This is a genomic window from Mesorhizobium sp. M7A.F.Ca.US.002.01.1.1 (genome assembly GCF_004022955.1).
In the GTDB taxonomy this organism is placed as follows: domain Bacteria; phylum Pseudomonadota; class Alphaproteobacteria; order Rhizobiales; family Rhizobiaceae; genus Mesorhizobium; species Mesorhizobium ciceri.
In genome coordinates this window covers 1-19,553 of the sequence record NZ_RZQE01000061.1, presented here as the reverse complement: position 1 = coordinate 19,553, position 19,553 = coordinate 1, and the positions used below count along the sequence as shown (strand labels likewise).

Sequence of the window (19,553 nt, the reverse complement as noted above, 5' to 3'; positions counted from 1 at the left end):
CTTCCTCATCAGCGTCCTGTAACCGGCGGCGGGTCTCCAACGTGACCGTGTCGTCATTGCCTGTAACAATTAGATCAAAAGTTTTCTGGCCTGCGAGAGGCGGCCTGCTGTTTTGCTCGAATCACTTGCGATGGAAGGTGCGGCGTTTCGGTGGCAGCCCCAGCGCGCTTTGAAATGGGATAATCCCTCGCAGATCGCCTTTGCAACGGGGATACCAATCTCGGATCGCGAAAGATCGGCGAACCAGACCTGCGAACCACAAACTTCGCCGATTTCATTCAGCAGGTCGGTGACGTTGCTTTCGCCAGCGCTTTCCAGGCCGTCGGCAGGCTTGCCGATGGCGAAACGAAAGTTGCGCACGTCAGCGAAACGCTTCCAGCGGGTCATCCGACGATCGTCATCGCTCATCGTTTTATTACGGGGCCGTTCTGCCCTTTCGGCATGGGCCTGCATCGCAGCTTCGGATTGTATCAATTCCAAAAACGCGGACCGGGCGGCAGCAACCATATCGAAGCTGCACCCGAAACCCACCGCCATATGCTCGCCACTGTCTTCGCAGCTGATCGCCGCCGTCACGATGGCCGTGCGGAAGGACGAGATATCGAGAAGCCAGAGCCTGCGTCCCGTTTCTTGGCGATGCTGCTGGATGTGAGACGCCAAGCCTTGGTCATCAAGCCGCGCGATATCCAGCCGCTTTCTCAGGGAGCCTCGGTGCCACCATATCCCTGTGGCGTCTCGTTCGACGAGTTCAAGCAAGGCGCGGGTTCTTGCATCGGCCCGCGTTGTGCCAGCGGCGCAACCATTGGTGTCGACGTTCAAGCTGCAATCGCCATATGCGACGTCACCAAAGCGGCCATAGCAGAGAAACGCCGGACAAAGCGCGACCCTATCGTCATGGAAGCTGCGAACGGACGCCCATAGCTGGGGATTGTTCAGATGATCCGTTGAAGGGATACTGTCCCAGCCACGCCACACTCTGTTGAGCCGATCGCGATGTCGGATCTGTTCCAGCGAAAAGCCCAACACCTGAATCGCATCGATCCTCATTCCATCGCCTGGAGAGCCGATGCGTGCTGACGCCGTGATGTCTTCGGCTCTGCAGGCCCAGCTGGAAATCTCCGCGGCCTCTCCGAGGCAAGACAGCACGGCCGTGCCGGCATCAAAGCCTTTGCCACTTGCTGTGAATCGTTTCTCATTCCCTTCGAATGGAGCAATGTTGGACATAGCCAGGAATCCACCCGGAACATCGAACACTTCAACGCCAATGTCGTAGCGTGTCGCGAAGTGCAAAAGGGGCAGCCCATTCTCGGGCGCAGCGACAAGGGTCGCAGCCAGATTCTCCAAAACATCCAAATCATCTTCACTCGACTGGCGGTCCCAGGTCGGGTCGTCTTGGTTCACCGTCATCGGCCGGTCGTGATGCATCAGCAGAGCAAGCGTTATCCAATGCGACCCGCGCAACAGCATGTTGGCTCTTTCAATATCTTGGCTTCTGCTGTTTACGTAGGGTAAGCGGTGGGCGCCCGTTGGCGACCGAGACGATAGCCGGCGGAGTTGACAATTTCCACAGACGGTCTGGCGATTAGGCTAATCGGCGGTTTCGAGCTTCGCAAGGGCTCGGAGACGTTCTCGTTGGGCAAGCGGAAGGCCTGCGCGATTCTCGCCTATCTGTTACTGAGCGGCAGGTCACGCGAGACGCGCGGGCGACTGGCGGCATTGCTTTGGAGCGAGCAGGACGAGGAGCATGCGCGCGGATCACTGCGCCAGTGTATAAAGGATCTCCGACGCCTGGCAAGCGAGACCAGGCTTAATTACCTCGCGGTCGACAAGCTCGTCCTGGGAATCGATCCGACTGCAATCCGTTCCGACATCGATGAGCTTGAACGTGCGCTCGACGACCGCAATTATGACGGTGCGCTGCTCCTGCTGGCCAAAGCCAGGGATGGACTTTGCGCCGGGTTGGACGATTGCGATCCTGTCTTCGACAACTGGCTGAGAATGCAGTCGACGATGATAACCGACAGGCTGGTGACACGGCTCGCAGCCTGGCTGGCGGCCGAGACAGACCCGAGACAGCGCAAATCCATCGCTGCGTGCATCCTGCAACTTGATCCGTTTTTCGACGATGCCGTGGTGGAGACCATTCGGAGGGTCTGTGAGGAAAGCGGTTATGCCCGCGCCCTAGCGTTCTTCGACCGCTACGCGGCCGAACTCAAAGCGGACATGGATCTGCGACCACCGGCAGAAATCCTCCACCTTCTAGAGGCGCTCAAGCCGGGCAACGACGGTGAAAAGCGGGCGGCTGACCCCGACCTTGCGCAAGGCGATCACGACAGCCGCATCCCAGGGAAGCCGACAATCGCCATCATCATTGCCAGGCGCGAAGCAGAGAACGAGCACCTGCAATTTGCCTTGGCGACAGAGCTTCTGGCTTCGATTTCCCGATTTAGGCATTGGACAGCCGTGTCAACGGAGTTGCAAGCCGGTGAATTCTCACTGGATCAGATGCATCAGGCGGCAGGCGAACACGTGGATATCGGCGTCCTCATCCGTCTGATCGACACGGATGGACCAGCAGTGTTCCAAATTACCTGCTATGACTTCCTGCAAGAAGGAGAAGCCTTCGTTCTCACCGTTCCGTCGGATCCGTCTTCCTGGCGCTCGGCCTTCAATGAAGTTTGCGCACGCTTTTCCGCGCGCCTGCAGATTGCCTTGTCCAGTGCCAGGCTGCATCGCATATCGCAAGCTTCCCCGAACCATTTCTCGGCCTATGATTGCTGGCTGGACGGACAGCGGCTTTCGATCATGTGGCGAAAGGACACCGAAGAAGCTGCCATCGCCCGCTACGAGGAAGCCATCCGGCTTGATCCCGATCTGTCCTGCGCCTATTCCAGCCTCGCTGCGGTGCTCAACTCGCGTTGGATCGTCGTTCCGGGTGCATCGTCGATCGAGCAGGATCTAAAGCGCGCATTCGAACTGGCCAAGCGTTCGGTCCTGCTCGACCCATTCGACCACCGCAACCAGGTAAATCTGGCCTGGAGCCACCTTCTGGCGCGACGCTGGGAGCTGGCCGATTTTCACTTCAGCCTTGCACATGAGCAAAATGCCGGGAACCCCGCGACGTTGATTGCCTACGCGCTGGCCAGCTCCTTCATGGGTGATCATCAACGGGCATCGGAGCTTTCGAAGCGCAGTTTCGACCTCAATCCCATGCCCGACGCTCACTATCATGGCTACCAGGCGACCATTGCCTTTCTCGCCAATGATCTGGAGGGGTGCGTGGCCGCTGCGGTCAAGAGCGATCAACTGTTCGCCGACATCCACGGCTGGTCGGCGGCGGCACTTGCGTTGCTGAAACGCAACCGCGAGGCCGGGGATGAGTTCAGACGTTTTCTACGCAACCTAACGGCGGCGTGGCAAGGGCCGGGTAGGCTTGACCGCGCTGTCGCCGTGGAGTGGTTCAAGACCGCTTTTCCGATCCGGTTACCAGTCGATCAGGAGAAGCTGGCCCGTGGCATCGAATTGGCAGCCCAGTCGGGCTGACACGGCCGAACCGTTGCTCGCAATTGCGCCGGGTTTCACTTGCAGCGTGACATCACGTAGTCGCCGAGGCGCTTATGATATGCGCTCAAACGGTTTTTCTTTATTTGATCGGGCGGGCCGGCGTTCGGGTCGAGATTGTAGTGATCGGGAAATGTATAGTCCTCACCGGGTCCATCCGCCGGCGCAATGGTGGCGATCGTTTGCTCGACGTCGCCGGTGAAGGGAAAGGCGATGTTCACGATCAGGTCTTGGTCGAAGTATGGTTGGATGGTGATCTCCTCCCAGGTTTTGTCCCTGGGCGTCATGAACCCACGCAGCAGGTCCTTCATCGCCTCCTGATCTCCACTTCTGAAGATCGCTTGCTTGGCCGGATCCTTGATCAGGTCTCGGATGAATTCGCCAAGCGCCTCGAACTGCACATCTTTGAACTTCACCATGTCCACTTCCCCCGCTAAACCAGATTGAGCACTGTAGCGCTGCCGTTATCAGCGCTATTGAAAACCCTGACTGCCGAGCAGGCCGCCAAGCACTTCATCCGATACCTTCGCAGTATCATTGAGATCGAGCAGTCCTGCCAGCGTTTTTGGCTCTACGTCCGGAATGAGCCTGCGAGAGGTGATATCCGTATCGGCAGCCTTGAACAGTGCGGATGCGATCGTGGCGGCCACCACATAGGAGCCAACTGGGCCAAGATGGCTGCCGTCATTACCAAGAACGGACGCCTCCTGGATGATATAGTAGGAGAGAGGTGTTTGCCTCAGGAACTCCGGGTACCGTTGCAAAGCGGCCCGAAGTCGGCCGGCGTTGTAGACGTAACGTTTGGCGCAGGCGGCCGTGGGAAGCATGTCATTGCCCGTCAGGACCGGCACATCGATATTGTTGTCGCCCAGGGCGGTCTTCACCGCACCGGCCACGTCCTGCCCGGATGGCAAACCAAGGTCGTAACAGCGCCAGCAATCCATGAAGGCAACCGGCCGGACTGTGCCGTTCAATTCCGCACTCAGGCCGGCAATCGTCAGTTCTTTCGACAGGAATGGTCCTATGCGCCGGGCACTTTGAGCTTTCGACGGGGTGTCGGCTGAGGCAAACCGGTTCCAGTCGACAATCCAGTTCTCGGGTATTGGAATCTCCCCACCCGGGCGCAGGCTGGAAAAGGACAGCATTTTGCGCAGATTGGCTGGTTCTTCGACCGACCTGTCGTTCACGACATAGAACTGCCGGACCATGGCGTGGGCAAAGCGCGACGCACCGAAGGTGAATTCCAAAGGCAGCGCATTGAAAGTCTCAAGTGCCGAGACTCCGGCGCCAAGAAAATCGTCACTGGCGAAAAAATGGTCCCATATTTCCGGAGCCAGAACTTTTCTCAGATAGTCGTTGATGATCACAGTGCGGTAAACCGAGGTCAGATAGATCCTGGCACGCTTGTAAGCTTCTGCTGGGTCGGTGCCGATGCCAAGCAGTAGATCCACGATCCTGTTGTGGATGCCCATGAGTGTGCAGAGCAGTTGCGACAGGACAAGATTGTCGTCGTTTCGCGGATCCGCCACCAAGGGCCGATAAGGCGATCGTCGACCCTCGACACTGATAAACTTGCCCGAGAAGTCGATGCGCGGCAAATCACGGCCCTGCATGGTCTTACCGTCGACTGGAAGCATACTGTCTTTCATGCAAGGCAAGCCGATCGGAAAGCGGCAGGCCGACAGGTCCGCCCCATCCGCAACATCGTAGAGATGGGCGTCGACGATTGGCCCCCGCCCATAGAGCCCCGAAAGGTCAAGGCTTTGCGAGGACGCGTTCTTCAAATGATGGGTTTTGCCTGTCGGCTTGGGCAATCCGAATATTTGGCTGAAGACGATGTCATGGAACACGAATTGGCCGAAATAGGTAAAACCGGCTGGCGTAGGGCTGAGATCGCTGCCTTCAAGTCCATCGGTCGGGCCGACCATTTCCGCCGTGATGTCCAGCAAGCCTGCCTTGGTGCGGTCGATGGCGCTCTCGTCTTCGGTTGCGTCAAACAAGGCGATCGGCATGTCTGCCAGGGACGGGAAGAGCCTGATGCCTCGCAAGGTCGGCTTGTCGTTGAGGCCGTCGTCTGAATGCTGGTTTGACCGGTTCGGCACGTTAGCGGCTTCGAAGGAGGACGTTTCGCCGTGGAGCATCGAAGTAGACCTCGTTTTCCAGAAGGATGAATGCGGCCAGGCGAGTAGCTTGGCATGAATCCGAGAGTAGAAACAGACTTGCCCGTCGGTGGTTTGAATGGCGCGGCCCCAGAGCAGAACGACATTGCCGAGGCGATCATGACACTGACGGATCGAGCTTCGGGCCCGCCGAGACGGCGGTGAACAGCACACAGGACAGAATGACGCACGCACCCAGAAGCCCGTCGGGCGAAAGCCGTTCACCAAGCAGAGCGGCAGCGGAAATGGCGGCGAACACACCCTCTCCGCTGCAAATCACCGCCGCATGGGACGAAGTGGTGTAGCGCTGTGCAGAAGTCTGCAGGCAAAAGCCGACAGCGGTCGAGAACACACCAAGCATGATGAGTTCTGGCCATGCTGCCATAATTGCCTGAAATGTCATTGTGCCCTGCAGGGCGAAAGGTAGCGTGGCAACGGCCGTCCCGATGAACTGTGCGGCCGCCGTCGCGAAGGGATGGCCATGTGCCTGCACATGCCGCCCGAGTTCGACCGTCCACACTGCAAAACAGATTGCAGTCAGGACGGCGAAAGCGTCGCCGGCGGTTGCCGAACCATTGAAGCCGCCCGCCAGGAGAGCCGATCCCACGACCGTCAGAATTGCGACGAATAGGATCAGTGCACTTGGACGCTCCCTCATGATCAGCCACGCGGCGATCGGCGTGATAACAGTGGAAGCGCTGATAAGGAGGCTCGAGTTCGTCACCGTCGTGCTGACATAGGACAATTGCTGGACCACACAGCCGAGGGCAAAAAGTAGAACCACTCTCGCCACACTTGGAAACCAGCCGGTGTTGGTTTCGGGGTCGCGCTCCCGCACCGCGAATGGCAACGTCACCAGTCCGGCGATCACGCTGGTCAGGAAAACAACCGCCATGGGATCGAGGTGGGCCAGTATGGTCTTGTGGGACACATTGCCCACTCCCCAAATGAGCGCAGCAAGCATTAGCAAGGAATTTGCCTTGAATCTGGACATGATTGATCGCATCACCACAGCGGGCAATGGCTCCAACGGTTTGTGATCGGGTTTGAAAGCGATGATCGGGGCCGACGGACCCCGTCATTGTCGAGGTGGCTGGTGTTGCGCGGAAGAACGCGTCTTTTGGTTCGCGATCTATCCGGGGCCAGCACTCGATATATGTGATCTGCGCAAGACGGGGATGGTGGGCAGCAGGACGGGCTTTGGCGGTTCGTTCTGCTCGAAACTGACGCTGCGCTGAAGAAGCGGAAGGATGGCCTCCGGGGTTGCCGAAACCATTTGCGTGCATCGGGTTGACGAGTTCATGAAGCCAGCCTCAGACATGCTCTCGAAGACGCCGAGAAGTGGTGACCAGAAGCCTTTGAAATTCGCCAGGACCAGCGGCTTGCAGTGCCTTTCCAGCTTGCGAAGCGTCATGACCTCGGTCAGTTCCTCAACGGTTCCGATGCCGCCAGGCAAGGCTACAAATGCATCCGCGTAGTCAAACATGAGCTGTTTGCGGATACTCATGTCGGGAACTGAAATCGTCTGGCATCCCGATAATAGCATTCTCATCCGCTCGATCAGGAACTGCGGGGTGATCGCGATCACGGTTCCACCCCCTTCTGCTGCGGCAATAGCCACCTGGCCCATCAGGCCATCACAGCCACCGCCATAGACCAGGCGAATACCTGCTGCGGCTATCGTCTCGCCAAGGATGGTGGCGCAACGGGCGTGGTCGGGATCGTTGCCAAGCATGGCGCCGCCGAAAACGCAGATCGTGCCGATGCGTCGCTGCAAGGGATAGGAGCGGCCGATCTGTTCTGCGGAATTGTCGGATGATGATCCAAACATGGTGTCTCTCCAAATGAGGTTGGAATAGCGAAGCTTGATCAGCCGGCGGAATGATCGCGGGCTGCGCGAGGTTGGCTCGATCGGAACAGAAGCAGGTCAGCCCAGGACCAGAGCAGGTAACAAACGAGAAGGCTGGCGGGCGTAGACCAATGCTGTGGCTGTTCGACTTCGAATTTGAACAGCGATGCACAGAGTTCTGTCCCGGCGGCGATGAGGGCCGGCAGCCGGCTGAGAAGGACCATGACGCGAAACGGGTCGGGGCCGTATTCCGACAAGTTGAGGATCCGGACACCGGGTCGGTGGCAAGCACTGCCGAATTTTCCAACGGAATGAAGCAGGCCCGATGTCAACGCCAGCAACGGATGGCCAAGTTCAAACAGGGCCAGGCCAAGGCAAACGGCACCAACGCCGGACAGGAAATCACCCAGGCGGTTGAGATTTTCCCTAGGCTTGAGACGCCCGTTCCAGGCGCGATGGTAGATCTCGCCGCTGGCGAAGAAGATCGCCGTCGCCGAGGTCATTGCGATCGCAGCGAAATTGCCGGTCAAATAATGGCTGATGGCGGCCGGCGCGCCTGTCCAGAGGAGTTGGTTCAGATCGCCGGATACGAGAATCTGCGCCGTAATCCCCTGACAAAGACCAATGAGGTTGCCGACATTGTAGGCTCCCCCAGGGCCAGACATCCGTGCCGTTAACGCGCTGCGCCAAGCAAGGAGGCGCGGAGACCGGACCGTGAAGGATGAGGCTGTTTCGCGAGCTGAAATCTCGACTGGGGCTACACGCAGCGGCTTATTGATGTTGAGCGTCATGTCGGGTTCCTCCCTTATGACGCATGCTTTGCAGTGCTCCGCGTGATCTCAACGTGAATTGCGCTGGAATGGGTCCGTCCAGGCTAACAGGCAGATCGCATTGGCGGTCCCTGCAAGGTGACGGTTGATCTACTTCTCTCAATTGCCTCGGCCAGCCTTATCCCGCGGCGAGCTTCTGTGTCGGCGGGGCCTTGCAGCCCTGGCCGACGACATTGTCTAAGCGGGTCGCCTGCCGAGCCTCCATTGACAGCCATCCGGATGCACGGACCGCGAAGACCGGAAATCATCTCTCGACGATCATGCGAAGACACCGGGGAACGATGATCGTTATTTCACGCTGAATTACGCTGAGTTGCCCAACATCACAGCCGCAACGCCAGACTGACATCCGCAAAAGGCTGAGCGGTCGAACCTGAACCTCAACTGAATCCAAGGATGGAATTCGATCATGCTACGCAGCTTGACGAAAACATTCACCGCCATCTCGACAATCGCGGTTCTCATGGCACCTCTGATGACTCCCAATGCGGCCTACGCGAACAGCACCACCGTTCCGCGCAAATGCATAAACGGCGTGGCAAGGTGCGCATCTCGCTATCCAGCAAGCTTTCGAGACCACCCATTTCAATTCAGCGGGACAGTGCAACGCACCTTACTCCCGAGGTTGGCGCAACGCTCTCCGGGTCGGCATCCATCTCAAGCTCCTTCGAACGCCCGGCTTGTCTGAGGGTCTTCACAAAATGTTACGTAAGGGAACGTTCGCGCCTGACTCTTCTTAGGCAATCGAGGCGGTTGTCGCCTCGTGCATTGTGAAGGAGAAGAAGAATGCCCAATCAAGGTGGTAGCCACGAACAGCATGTGAAGGCAGGCCAGCAGAGCCACAAGAATGCCGACAATAAAAACCGTCAGCAACAGCAGGCCGCTGGTGGTGGTCAACGGCAGCAGGGCGATGGATCCGGCATGCGTGGTGGAACCCACGAACAGCACGTGAAAGCTGGCGAACAAAGTCACAAAAACCGCTGATCGCGGGTGATTTCAGCAGACCCACCCCGAAGTATCGGGGTGGGTCTGATTGCATCTGAAAGAGGTGCTATCGACGACGCTGCGGTTGGAGTCGCGAAAGTCGCCCCGGCGACTTTGCCGGGGCGACTTCAGTCAGGACGCCCAGTCAGGCAGCTTGCTCCAGGGCGCGCTCATTGACACCGCCTTCGCCCAGCCCGGAAAGCGCTTCGTCCGTCGCGACCTCCTCTTTCAATGTCTCGTTGAGGAGCTTGACGACGTCGCTCTTGCCAAGCTGTTCAGCCCACGCGACCAACGTGCCGTAGCGCGCGATTTCATAATGTTCGACGGCCTGTGCCGCGCCGACCAGCCCAGCATCCAGGGCTGGGTCGCCCTTGTATTCGTCGAGAATTTCCGACCCTTCCTCAAGAATGCCGTCGATCGCCGGACAGGTTTTGCCGCGAGCCGGTTTGTCCATAAGTTCGAACACTTGCTCGAGCCGATCAACCTGGCCTTCGGTTTCCATGCGATGTTTCTCGAAGGCCGCAGCCACCTCCTCGGATTCGGCGCCCTTTGCCATCTTCGGCAAGGCCTTGAGTATCTTCTTTTCAGCGTAGTAGATGTCCTTCAGCCCATCGAGGAACAAAGCCTCCAGTCCCTTGGTCGTCGCTCTTTTTGCAGTCGCCATGATTTGTCTCCCTTGGATCGTCGTGAAAGCTCACCGGCGGTGTAGCCATGGACTAACTTTCCATGGAAGCAGTTGTTCCCTGGGGGCGACGTGGAAGGGCAGCGCGTCGAACACCGCTTTTATCGAGGGCCGATCGACATCAAAAGGCGATGGACGATGACGGTGTGAGAACCGCCGGCAGGGGGGACGGAAAGCACCGGGGTTCGTCGCGCCGTATGGAGTAGATGGTGAAAAGAGATACTTCCGAGGGGTTCATATACGAAATCATATTTACATATAAAACAAATCATGATGATCTTGCTGTCGTGCAACGGCGGCTAAGGTGGTCGGTTCCGGCGTCCGTCGCCGAGCCTGAATGCCAGCAGATGATCGTGCACAATGAAATCAAAGATGATGTCGCGGTCGAGTGAGCCGTGCATTGGTCGGATGTAGGGAGTGCGGCATGCCCTTTGATGTCATCGTTGTCGGAGCCGGCGCAGCCGGGGCTGTCCTTGCCGCCCGGCTCACCGAAGATGCGGGCACGAACGTGCTTTTGCTGGAAGCGGGGCCGGACTTCCGGAGCGGCGAGCAACCTGCCGAGATGGCGAGTCCAAATCCCTTCAACCTGCTGCTTCCCGATCATTTTCAGCAACAGTATATGTACCCCGACCTGATGGCTCGCCGCACCAAGCGGCAGGAACACCGGGTCTACTGGCGCGGCAAGGGGCTTGGCGGTTCGACGGCCGTCAATGGGCAGATTGCCATTCGCGGCGTGCTCCATGCCTTCGACCGCTGGGAGGAAATCGGATGCAAGGGCTGGTCGGGAGCCGACGTGCTGCCCTTCTTCTGCCGGCTGGAGGATGACCCGATCGCGGCTAATTTTCACGGCAGCGATGGCCCGATTCCGATCTACCGCGCGCCTGTCGAAAGCTGGGGAAGCGTCGACAAGGCCATGCGCCAAAGCGCGATGGCCCTCGGCCATCCCTGGCATGACGATCTCAATGCTCCGGATGCCGAAGGGGCTTGCACCTATCCCATCAACAGTCGAGCCGGCAAGCGCGTGTCGGTCAATGACGGCTATCTGGAAGCTGCCCGCGACCGGCCGAACCTCACCATCATCGGGCAGGCGACGGTGGACAAGGTGCTTTTCGATGGCAAGAAAGCGATCGGCGTTTTGGCCATCGTGGCCGGTCAGGTTCGCAAATTCGAGGCGCCGCTGGTCATCGTCTCGGCCGGCGCCATCCACTCTCCAGTCATCCTGCAGCGCTCGGGCATCGGTCCGGCGGCTCTCTTGAATCGAAAGGACATCGAGGTGCTTGCCGATCTGCCGGTCGGCGAAGGTTTCTTCGACCATCCTTATTGCCGCATCGAACTGAAGCTGAAGCCGGAATTCAAGGCGACCGATGTCGACGCGCGGCATACCAACTGCTGTGTGCGGATGAGTTCCGGTGTGCCGGGTGCCGAGCGCGACGACATCCTCTACGTCGCCATGAACCATGGCGGTATCGGCGTGGAGTCCGACAGCGCCCAGTTCGGCGAGGCCATGGTCAATCTGATCCTGATGGAGGCCAAGAGCCGGGGCACCGTGCAGTTGCGTTCCGCCAATCCCTTCGACCAGCCGATCGTGGAAGAGAACATGCTGGACGATCCAATGGATCTTCAGCGCATGCGTATCGCCTATCGCCACCTTGGCGAGATTGCCCGGCAGGCGCCGATCCAGGCGATCGCCGAGCGCGTCCTGCTGGGGGATTCCGATCTGCCTTTGTCATGGCTCGAAACGGCAAGCGACGAGGAGGTCGACAATTTCCTGCTGGCGCAGTCTTCCGATGCGCAGCATGGGATCGGCGGCTGTTGCATGGGTAGGCCCGGTGAGGCCGTGGTCGATCCGGAATGCCGGGTCTACGGTTTTGAAGGGCTGCGGGTTATCGATGCGTCGATCATGCCGCTCGATTGCCAGGCAAACACCAACCTGACCTCGATCATGATTGGCGAGAAAATGGCCGACAGCCTGCGCCGGTCCATCTGACAGCTCGCTGCCGAACGGCATACGGTCGCACGGGAGGCCCGCGCAAAAGGCGCGGGCCTTGAATGTCAGCGAGTGACGTCCACGGTAATCGTCTTCAGGTCGCACATTTCCATCAGCGTGTGCCGACCCCCGGTGCGGCCGAGGCCGCTCTGCGTCCCGGCGGCGCCGCCGGCAGGAATATGCGGCTCCCAATAGCAGCTCATCTCGTTGATGTTGACGATACCGACCCTCAGGCTTTCAGCAAAGGCAAAGGCGTTCTTGATGGTGCTGGTGAAGACCGCGGCCGACAGGCCGTAGGGGCTGGACGCCGCAAGTTCCATCGCCTCCTCGTCGGTCTCGAAGGTCAGGACGGGTGCAACCGGCCCGAAGGATTCCTCGACGTTGAGCAGGCTTTCCCGGGTCAGTCCTGTGACGATCGACGGCTCGAAATAGAGATTGGTAGCAAAACCCGACGCCACATTGCCGCCGGTGACGATCTCGGCGCCACGAGCGCGGGCGTCCGCAATGTGGCTGAGCACCTTGTCGACGGCGACCGCATTGTTGATCGGCCCCATCGTCGTCGCGGGATCGAAAGGGTCGCCCATTTTCACCTTCGCGGCCGCTTTCACCAGACCTTCGATAAACTGGTCATGGATGGATTTATGCACCAGCACACGTTCGGTGGCCGTGCAGATCTGCCCGGCATTGGCAAAGCAGCCGGCCCCCACCTGGGCGGCGGCCATGTCGATATCGGCATCGGCTAGCACGATGGTCGGACCGTTGCCGCCCATTTCGAGCAGAAGCGGCTTGCCCGCGCCACGCCGGGCGATCAACGCGCCGGTGGCGGAACTGCCGGTGAAGCCGATGGCATGGGTGCCCGGATGAACGACGGCCTCGTCGCCCACCTCCGCACCATCTCCCAGAACGAGATTGATGGCGCCGTCCGGCAAGCCCGCCTCGATGAAGCATTCGACAAGTGCCGTGGCAATCAGCGATGTCGTCGGCGCCGGCACCCAGACAACGGTGTTGCCCGTTGCGACGGCCGGTCCGAGATAGTAGAGGCAGGGCAGGGCGAGCGGGAAATTCCACGGCGTGATGATGGCAAAGATGCCCTTCGGCTGCAGGAAGCTGAAGGCGCGCTTGTTGGCATCGGCCAGGGGAAACGCCGCCGTCTCCAGCCACTTCATCTGCTCTGCCGCATTGCGGAAACCGAGAGCTGCCGCCGATGCTTCGGCCTTTGCCTCGCTGTGGAAGGGCTTACCCTGTTCCAGGCAGAGCAGGTGGGCAAGCTCTTCGGCGCGCCTGTCGATCGCGTCGGCGATGCGCATGCACAATTGAGCGCGTGCGAAGGTTCCCATCTTGCGCATGGTCTCGCGTGCGCCTTCGGCGGCTTTCACCGCGCGACCGACATCGGCGCGGGTGGAAAGGGAGAGATAGCCGAGATGCTCGCCCGTCGAAGGACTATCGATTTTCAGGAATTTGCCCGAGCTGCCGGCAATCCACTCGCCGCCGATGCGGTTGATGCCGATGCGGGCGGCTGCTTCCGGCTCCGAGACGATCGCCATGCCACGCAGGTTGGGGCCTTCGAGAGAAGATTTGAAATGGACTGTCATCATGCGTTCCTTTGGCCGAATTCGGATTGGATGTTCAAAATGGCGGCGCGGCTGCGTTCCACGGCTGCGATGAAAAGTCTGCTGCCGGCCTCCGCGCTTGCCTGCGATGGCGTGCCGATGACGCCGTTGTCGCGGATGGCTTCGAAACGGCGCCAGACGGTGACGGCCGGCGCGGCGTAAAGGTGAGGATCCGGCCAGGATGGCGGAGTGCCGCCTGGCGGGATGAGATCGCGGCGAACGCTGTCGCCAAGCACATGCATCATCAACGACGTTTCAAGCGCGCAAGCGTGACCGGTGCCTGTGGCGGCATCGGGCAGGGCCTGCGCCGCCACGTCGGCGATGAGATCGAAATACGAGAAACCCGCGGTGACGATGCCACGCTTGCCAAGGGTGGTGATCGCCACCTGGATGGCGGCGCGGTTTCCGCCATGGCCGTTCAGCATGACCGGCAGGAAGCCGTCTTCGGCAAGGCAGGTGCAGAGATCGACGAGAACGGCGATGAAGATCTGCGGGCTGAGGCTCATGGTGCCGGAGAAGGAGCGATGATGCTCGGACGAGCCATAGGCGAAAGGTTCGGCGACACGGATGGAGGCCTGTCCTTCCGCCGCGGCGAGCGCAACCGCTTCCGCAAGCCAGCAATCGACGCCGAGCGGCAGATGCGGGCCATGTTGCTCGACAGCGCCGAGCGGTAGAATGACGACGGGTTTATGCACGCCGGCTGTCGCGTGTCTTTCCGTATCCGGGGAGGTCATCAGCGCAAAGCTGGATCCAGGCGGGATCGGCAAGGCCGGAGCTGGCTCGTTCATCGTGCTGCCTCGACAAGCCGGGCCTTGGCGTAGGTCATGCCGGAATCGGCCAGGAGAGCGACCATGATGATTGCTCCCTTGTAGAGTTCGAGGCTGGACGGGTCCGTGCCGAACACCCGAAGCGCCGTCGTCAGCAGGCTGACGATCAGCGCGCCGACGACCGCGCCCCACACCGTTCCCCTGCCGCCGAAAATACTGGTGCCGCCAAGTACGGCCGCGGCGATCGCGTCCAGAAGCAGCGAGGTCCCGCCGATGTTGGGCGTCACGACCGGCACCCGGCTGATCATGATCACGGCTGTCAGGAAGACGAAGATACTGGAGGCGCAATAGACGAGGATCGTGTGTTTCGTCACCGGGATGCCGGCAAGTTCCGCGGCTCCGGCATCCGACCCGAGCGCATAGGTACGCAGCCCGAAACGGCTGTGCCGCATCAGGATTGCTGCTACGGCGACGATCAGCAGCGTTGCGAAAATGACATTGGGAATGCCGAAGCTGCGTTCGATGCCGACCGCGCGAAGCGTCGGATCCTTCAGCATCAGGACGCCTTTGGAGGCAACGGCAAGCGTTGCGCCCTGCAGCGCGACCATTGTGGCCAATGTCGTCACGAAGGGCGGTATCTTCAACAGTGCGATAACGGCGCCGTTCGCGAGGCCGATCACCACCATCACGGCAAAGCCGACGAGCAAGGCAAGCGGCAGGCTGGCGCCGCCGTCGATCAGGCTGGCGATGAAGACGGCACAGAAGGCGACGCCGACGCCGGCGGACAGGTCGATGCCTGCCGTCAGCAGAACGATCAGGGCGCCAAGCGCCAGTATGGCGATCGGGGTCGCCTGGGCGACGATGTTGATGAGGCTGGCGGTTGAAACGATGCGGGCGTCGATGAGCGCGAAGATCGCCAGCAGGATGACCAGCAGGATCAACGGCGAGAGGTCGAGAAAGCGCCTGCACCAAATGTTCTGTTGGCGGGTCATGAGGGTTCTCTCATCGGATGTGCCAATCTTCGACCGGTTCGCGCAGGCCTGATTTGACGCTGCGCAGGATTGCATCATTGACGGCGACGGCGCGCAGGGCGTCGTCGAGCGGCATCACGAAAGGGGTTTCGTCGCGAACCGCGGAAATGAAATGGTGGACCTCCTCGAAGAGATCCCCCGTGATGCGGCCATTGACGGTCGGCCAGTGCAAGGCGTCGGGCTGCGACCACTGTCCATGCGATAGGATACGTAGACCGTGGTCGCGCACGTCGAGATCGATCATGCCTTCGGTGCCGATGATTTCCGTGCGTGCCCAGATGCCGGTCGGAATGGTCGGTGGCAGCGTCCAGCCGAAGTAGAGCTGTCCGCTCATTCCGTTCGACAGCTCGACGGTGGAGAAGATCGCATCTTCGGATCGAACCCCGAGCGAAGGCATGAGCTTGGCGACCGGACGGGAGTAGACGGCGATGATGTCCGAACCCGAGATCCATTGCAGCGCATCCACGTCATGCACGCCGAGGTAGAAGCAGACGCTCGAATTTCCGTTCATGCGAAGACCGACTTCGCGATTGGTGAACCGGCCGCTGCTGCCGTGGATCGGCTCGCCGATCCGCCCGGATTTCACCGCTGCCGCGGCTTCGCAATAGCGCGGGTCGAACCGCAGGATGTGGCCGACCAACAGACGCGCGCCGTTTCTCTCCGCCGCTTTCGCAATCGCCTTGGCAGCGGAAAGATCATGAGCCATCGGTTTTTCGAGCAGCACCGGCTTGCCGGCATCGAGCAGAGTGCGGCAGACGTCTTCATGCAGCGTATCGGGTGCCGCCACTATGTAGGCGTCGACGGCATTGGCAGTCAGCGCGGCGGCGGCATCGGTGAAATGCCGGACGCCGAAATCGGACGCGGCCTTGCTTCCCGAGGCAGCGTTCGGATCAACGAATGCCGACAGTTCCGCGACAGGGCTGGCGGCAACCACCTGCGCATGCAGGAGGCCCATGTAGCCGGCACCGACGATGGCGATCTTCAACTTGCTCAAAGGGTTTCTCCTCACAGGCATGGTGCAAGGTTGGATGCTGGCCGGGGTGAGCAGGCTGGTGGTGTGATCGTGCGATCACCAAAGGCCAGCGTCATTACGTCTTCTTCCGTCGCCCCACGCGCCAGCGTGCCGACAGAGTGGCCTTCGCGCATGACGACGATGCGGTCGGCCACGCCGAGAACCTCGGGCAACTCGCTCGACACCATGAGGATCGCCGCGCCTTCGGCCTTCAATCTTGCGATCAGGTGATGGAGTTCGGACTTAGCGCCGACGTCGACGCCGCGCGTTGGCTCGTCGAACAGGATGATCTTCGGCTTGGTGGCAAGCCATTTGCCGATGACGACCTTCTGCTGATTGCCGCCCGAAAGTTCGATGGTCATCTTGTCGGGCTGGGCCGGCCGCACGCCGAGTGAGCCGATGAGATCGCGCGCGAGAGCCAGGATGCGGCGAGGTCTGAGCAGGCCGAAGTGACTGTTGTCGCGAATCCAGGCGAGGGACAGGTTATCCCTGATCGACATCGTGCCGACGAAGCCTTCCAGATGCCGATCTTCCGGTATGTAGACGATGCCGGCGCGATTGGCGGCCTTGGTGTCGCCGCCGGTCTGCTGCCCGCCGAAAATTCTGAGCGTGCCGCCATGCATGGGATCGAGGCCGGCAATCAGCCTGAGCACTTCGGAGCGGCCGCTGCCCATCAGGCCGGCGAGCGCGACGATTTCGCCCCTGCACACGCTGAGCGTGGCCGACTTCAAGAGCTTGCCATCGGAAATGTTGCTGATCTCGACCGCGGTTTCGCCGACTTGCGCTTCGAGATAGGGGAAGATGTCGCCGACATCGCGCCCGACCATCATGGCGACGATCTCGGCCTCGCTGGTCTGGCTGGTCTGGCGCTCGCCGATGAAGCGTCCGTCACGCAGAACGACGACGCGGTCGCACTGGCTGAAGATCTCTTCCATCTTGTGCGAGATGTAGAGGATGCCGGCGCCGCGAGCTCTCAGCCTGTCGATCAGGTCGTAGAGCTGGTCGCGCTCGCGGTTGGAGAGCGCGCTGGTCGGCTCGTCCATGATGAAGAACCAGGCATCGGACAGAACGGCACGGGCAATTTCCACCATCTGCCGGTGCCCGACGGAAAGCGTTCGCAGCTCCGCGGCAATGTCGATATCGAGCGACAGCTCGTCCATGATGGCCTTCGCATCGCGCCGCATCCGGGCCCGGTCGAGAAATCCCAGGCGGGTGTGCGGTTCGCGGCCGATGAAGAGATTCTCCGCCACCGTCAGGTCCGGCGAAAGGCTGAAATGCTGATGGATGACGCTGATGCCCTTGGCATCGCTGGGGGAGTGGAACTGGACGGCGTTGCCGTCGATGACGATCTCACCCTCGTCCGGGCGATGCAGACCAGAAATGCACTTCACCAGTGTCGATTTCCCGGCCCCGTTCTCGCCGGCAAGTCCCACCACCTCGCCAGCCGAGACGGCAAAGCTGACACCGTCGAGTGCCTTGACGCCCGGAAAAGACTTGCCAAGCCCGCGCAAGGCGATGCTGTGTTTGCCGACCGATGTTGCGGCGGTGTTGCGGGGCGACGGGGTGGACTTGCGGCCACCGGTCTTGAACAAGGCGGCGACACTCTCCGGCTGGCTGGTGAGAACGGCCACCAGAATGAGGCTCGCGGTCACGAAATAGATCAGGATCTGCGGCACCTGCAGGAAGGACAGGCCGGTGTTGATGACGCCCAGCAGCAGCGCCCCGATCGCCGTTCCCCAGATCGAGCCCTGGCCGCCGGAGAGTTTCGTGCCGCCGATGATCGCGGCTGTGATGGCTGTAAATTCAAGGCCGGTGCCGGCAAGCGGCTGTGCCGAACCAAGGCGGCCGATGGTGAGGATCGCGCCGAGCCCGGCTGTCGCACCGGCAATCAGGTAGACGGAGATGCGCACGAGGTCGACGGGAACCAGAGAGGCCCGCGCCGCCCCCGCATTGCCGCCGATCGCATAGATCCAACGCCCGTATACCGTTCGATTGAGCACGAACCACCAGAGGCCCAGGCAGATGGCGGCGATGATGACGGAGACCGGCAGCAGGCCGATTGTCTCGCGTCCGGCGAAAAGCAGGACCGGATCGGCGACCGCGATGCTGGATGCGCCGGAGAGACTGAGCGCCAGGCCGCGCGCGAACGCCATGGTGGCGAGCGTTGCGATGAAGGGAGAGATGCCGGCAAAGCCGATCAGCGCTCCATTGAGCAGACCTATCGCGGCACCGCCACCGATCGCGGCGAGAAGGCTCAGGCTCGCCGAGCCGGTTGCCGTATAGGCAAGACCCGCGGCGATGCCGGAACAGGCGAGGTTGCTGCCGACGGAAATATCGATGCCGCGCGCGATGATCACGGCCGTCATGGCAAAGGAGATGAGGGCGATGACCGCACTCTGCTGCGCGATGCTGACAAGGTTGCCGGTCGACAGAAAGCGCGGATCGATCCAGCCGAAGACGGCGATGGCGACCAGCAGCACCGCGATGAGAACCGGTTCGTTGCGCCGTAGTAACGGAGAGGTCCAGGACTGGAACATGGGTCGGTCCTCTTATCGAGCATCATGCGCGGTCACCACGGAAGCGGCGACGGCGATCGTCAGGAAAAGGGGACGCCGGATGACATGTCATCCGGCGCTTGAGCCGCTTTAGGCTGTTACTTTGCCAGGGTCATGGCGGTCGCCGGAACCTTGGGACCGAGTTGCTCGGTATAGTTCTTGGCTTCCACCGCCTCCTTGTCGGTGTTGATGTATTCGAAGGTGAGGCCATCCGCCTTGAGCTTCGCCGCCGTCGCATCCGAGGTCACGAAATAGGTCGGCATGTAGAGATCCTGCGGCAGCTTTTCGCCGTTGGCCAGGCGAGCGGCAACGGCGATGTTCCAGTAGCCGACACGATAGGCGCCGGTCAGCACGTCCATCACCATCTTGCCGTCGTCGATCAGCGGCTTCATCTCGGCGTCGCCGTCATAGCCGCCGTAGAGCAGCTGGGTTCCCATCGAACTGGCAACGGAATCGGCTGCCAGGCAAAGGCTGTCGGAGATGCAGCCGATGGCCTTCAGGTCCGGATAGGTGGTGAGCCATGTCT

General features: G+C 60.6%; 16 protein-coding genes. 3 read left to right on the top strand and 13 right to left on the bottom strand.

Annotation, left to right across the window (positions count from 1 at the left end):
- Nucleotides 1-69: 69 nt before the first annotated feature.
- Nucleotides 70-1,467, bottom strand: coding sequence for a YcaO-like family protein (locus EN932_RS09445; protein WP_127388232.1), 1,398 nt, complete (start codon nt 1,465-1,467; stop codon nt 70-72).
- A gap of 165 nt (nt 1,468-1,632) precedes the next feature.
- Between EN932_RS09445 and EN932_RS09440 the strand changes: the two genes are divergently transcribed.
- Nucleotides 1,633-3,543 (top strand): hypothetical protein, encoded by a 1,911-nt coding sequence (locus EN932_RS09440; RefSeq protein WP_127388233.1) that lies wholly within the window; start codon nt 1,633-1,635, stop codon nt 3,541-3,543.
- A 35-nt stretch (nt 3,544-3,578) separates the two neighbouring features.
- Here the strand turns inward: EN932_RS09440 and EN932_RS09435 are convergent, their stop codons facing one another.
- The 5 genes from EN932_RS09435 to EN932_RS09415 all read right to left on the bottom strand — a co-directional run bounded on the left by EN932_RS09435 (nt 3,579) and on the right by EN932_RS09415 (nt 8,360).
- Entirely contained in the window at nt 3,579-3,980 is a 402-nt protein-coding gene (locus EN932_RS09435; protein ID WP_013530422.1) for a hypothetical protein, read from the bottom strand.
- Nucleotides 3,981-4,034: 54 nt separating this feature from the next.
- Entirely contained in the window at nt 4,035-5,702 is a 1,668-nt protein-coding gene (locus EN932_RS09430; protein ID WP_127369012.1) for a peroxidase family protein, read from the bottom strand.
- A gap of 136 nt (nt 5,703-5,838) precedes the next feature.
- Nucleotides 5,839-6,714 (bottom strand): DMT family transporter, encoded by an 876-nt coding sequence (locus EN932_RS09425; protein WP_245460968.1) that lies wholly within the window; start codon nt 6,712-6,714, stop codon nt 5,839-5,841.
- Between the two features lie 138 nt (nt 6,715-6,852).
- A complete protein-coding gene (locus tag EN932_RS09420) occupies nt 6,853-7,551 on the bottom strand; it encodes a TIGR00730 family Rossman fold protein (protein ID WP_063172726.1) in 699 nt (232 codons plus the stop codon).
- 38 nt (nt 7,552-7,589) lie between these two features.
- The gene (locus EN932_RS09415; protein ID WP_127369013.1) at nt 7,590-8,360 is read right to left on the bottom strand and encodes a hypothetical protein; all 771 of its coding nucleotides are present in this window, start codon (nt 8,358-8,360) and stop codon (nt 7,590-7,592) included.
- 825 nt (nt 8,361-9,185) lie between these two features.
- Between EN932_RS09415 and EN932_RS09410 the strand changes: the two genes are divergently transcribed.
- Complete coding sequence (locus EN932_RS09410; RefSeq protein WP_013530427.1) at nt 9,186-9,383, top strand: hypothetical protein; 198 nt, start codon at nt 9,186-9,188, stop codon at nt 9,381-9,383.
- A gap of 145 nt (nt 9,384-9,528) precedes the next feature.
- Here the strand turns inward: EN932_RS09410 and EN932_RS09405 are convergent, their stop codons facing one another.
- Nucleotides 9,529-10,047 carry a ferritin-like domain-containing protein gene (locus tag EN932_RS09405; protein WP_013530428.1) on the bottom strand — a complete coding sequence of 173 codons (519 nt, stop codon included), beginning with the start codon at nt 10,045-10,047 and terminating at the stop codon, nt 9,529-9,531.
- A 442-nt stretch (nt 10,048-10,489) separates the two neighbouring features.
- Here EN932_RS09405 and EN932_RS09400 point away from each other — a divergent pair, with 442 nt between their 5' ends.
- Complete coding sequence (locus EN932_RS09400; RefSeq protein ID WP_127384591.1) at nt 10,490-12,052, top strand: GMC family oxidoreductase N-terminal domain-containing protein; 1,563 nt, start codon at nt 10,490-10,492, stop codon at nt 12,050-12,052.
- A gap of 65 nt (nt 12,053-12,117) precedes the next feature.
- Here the strand turns inward: EN932_RS09400 and EN932_RS09395 are convergent, their stop codons facing one another.
- From EN932_RS09395 to EN932_RS09370, 6 genes are all read right to left on the bottom strand, one after another.
- Nucleotides 12,118-13,644, bottom strand: a complete 1,527-nt coding sequence (locus EN932_RS09395) for an aldehyde dehydrogenase family protein (RefSeq protein WP_063173762.1) — start codon at nt 13,642-13,644, stop codon at nt 12,118-12,120.
- Nucleotides 13,644-14,450: a creatininase family protein gene (locus tag EN932_RS09390; RefSeq protein WP_013530431.1), complete on the bottom strand. Its 807-nt coding sequence runs from the start codon at nt 14,448-14,450 to the stop codon at nt 13,644-13,646. Before EN932_RS09390 ends, EN932_RS09395 begins: the two co-directional genes overlap by 1 nt.
- Nucleotides 14,447-15,421, bottom strand: a complete 975-nt coding sequence (locus tag EN932_RS09385; RefSeq protein WP_024503985.1) for an ABC transporter permease — start codon at nt 15,419-15,421, stop codon at nt 14,447-14,449. The genes EN932_RS09390 and EN932_RS09385 overlap by 4 nt, the downstream gene beginning before the upstream one ends.
- Before the next feature lie 10 nt (nt 15,422-15,431).
- Nucleotides 15,432-16,454, bottom strand: coding sequence for a Gfo/Idh/MocA family oxidoreductase (locus EN932_RS09380; RefSeq protein ID WP_127384590.1), 1,023 nt, complete (start codon nt 16,452-16,454; stop codon nt 15,432-15,434).
- A gap of 11 nt (nt 16,455-16,465) precedes the next feature.
- Nucleotides 16,466-19,009, bottom strand: a complete 2,544-nt coding sequence (locus EN932_RS09375) for an ATP-binding cassette domain-containing protein (RefSeq protein WP_127368992.1) — start codon at nt 19,007-19,009, stop codon at nt 16,466-16,468.
- A gap of 116 nt (nt 19,010-19,125) precedes the next feature.
- The coding region (locus tag EN932_RS09370; protein ID WP_348630205.1) for a substrate-binding domain-containing protein at nt 19,126-19,553 on the bottom strand (428 nt) is incomplete at its 5' end.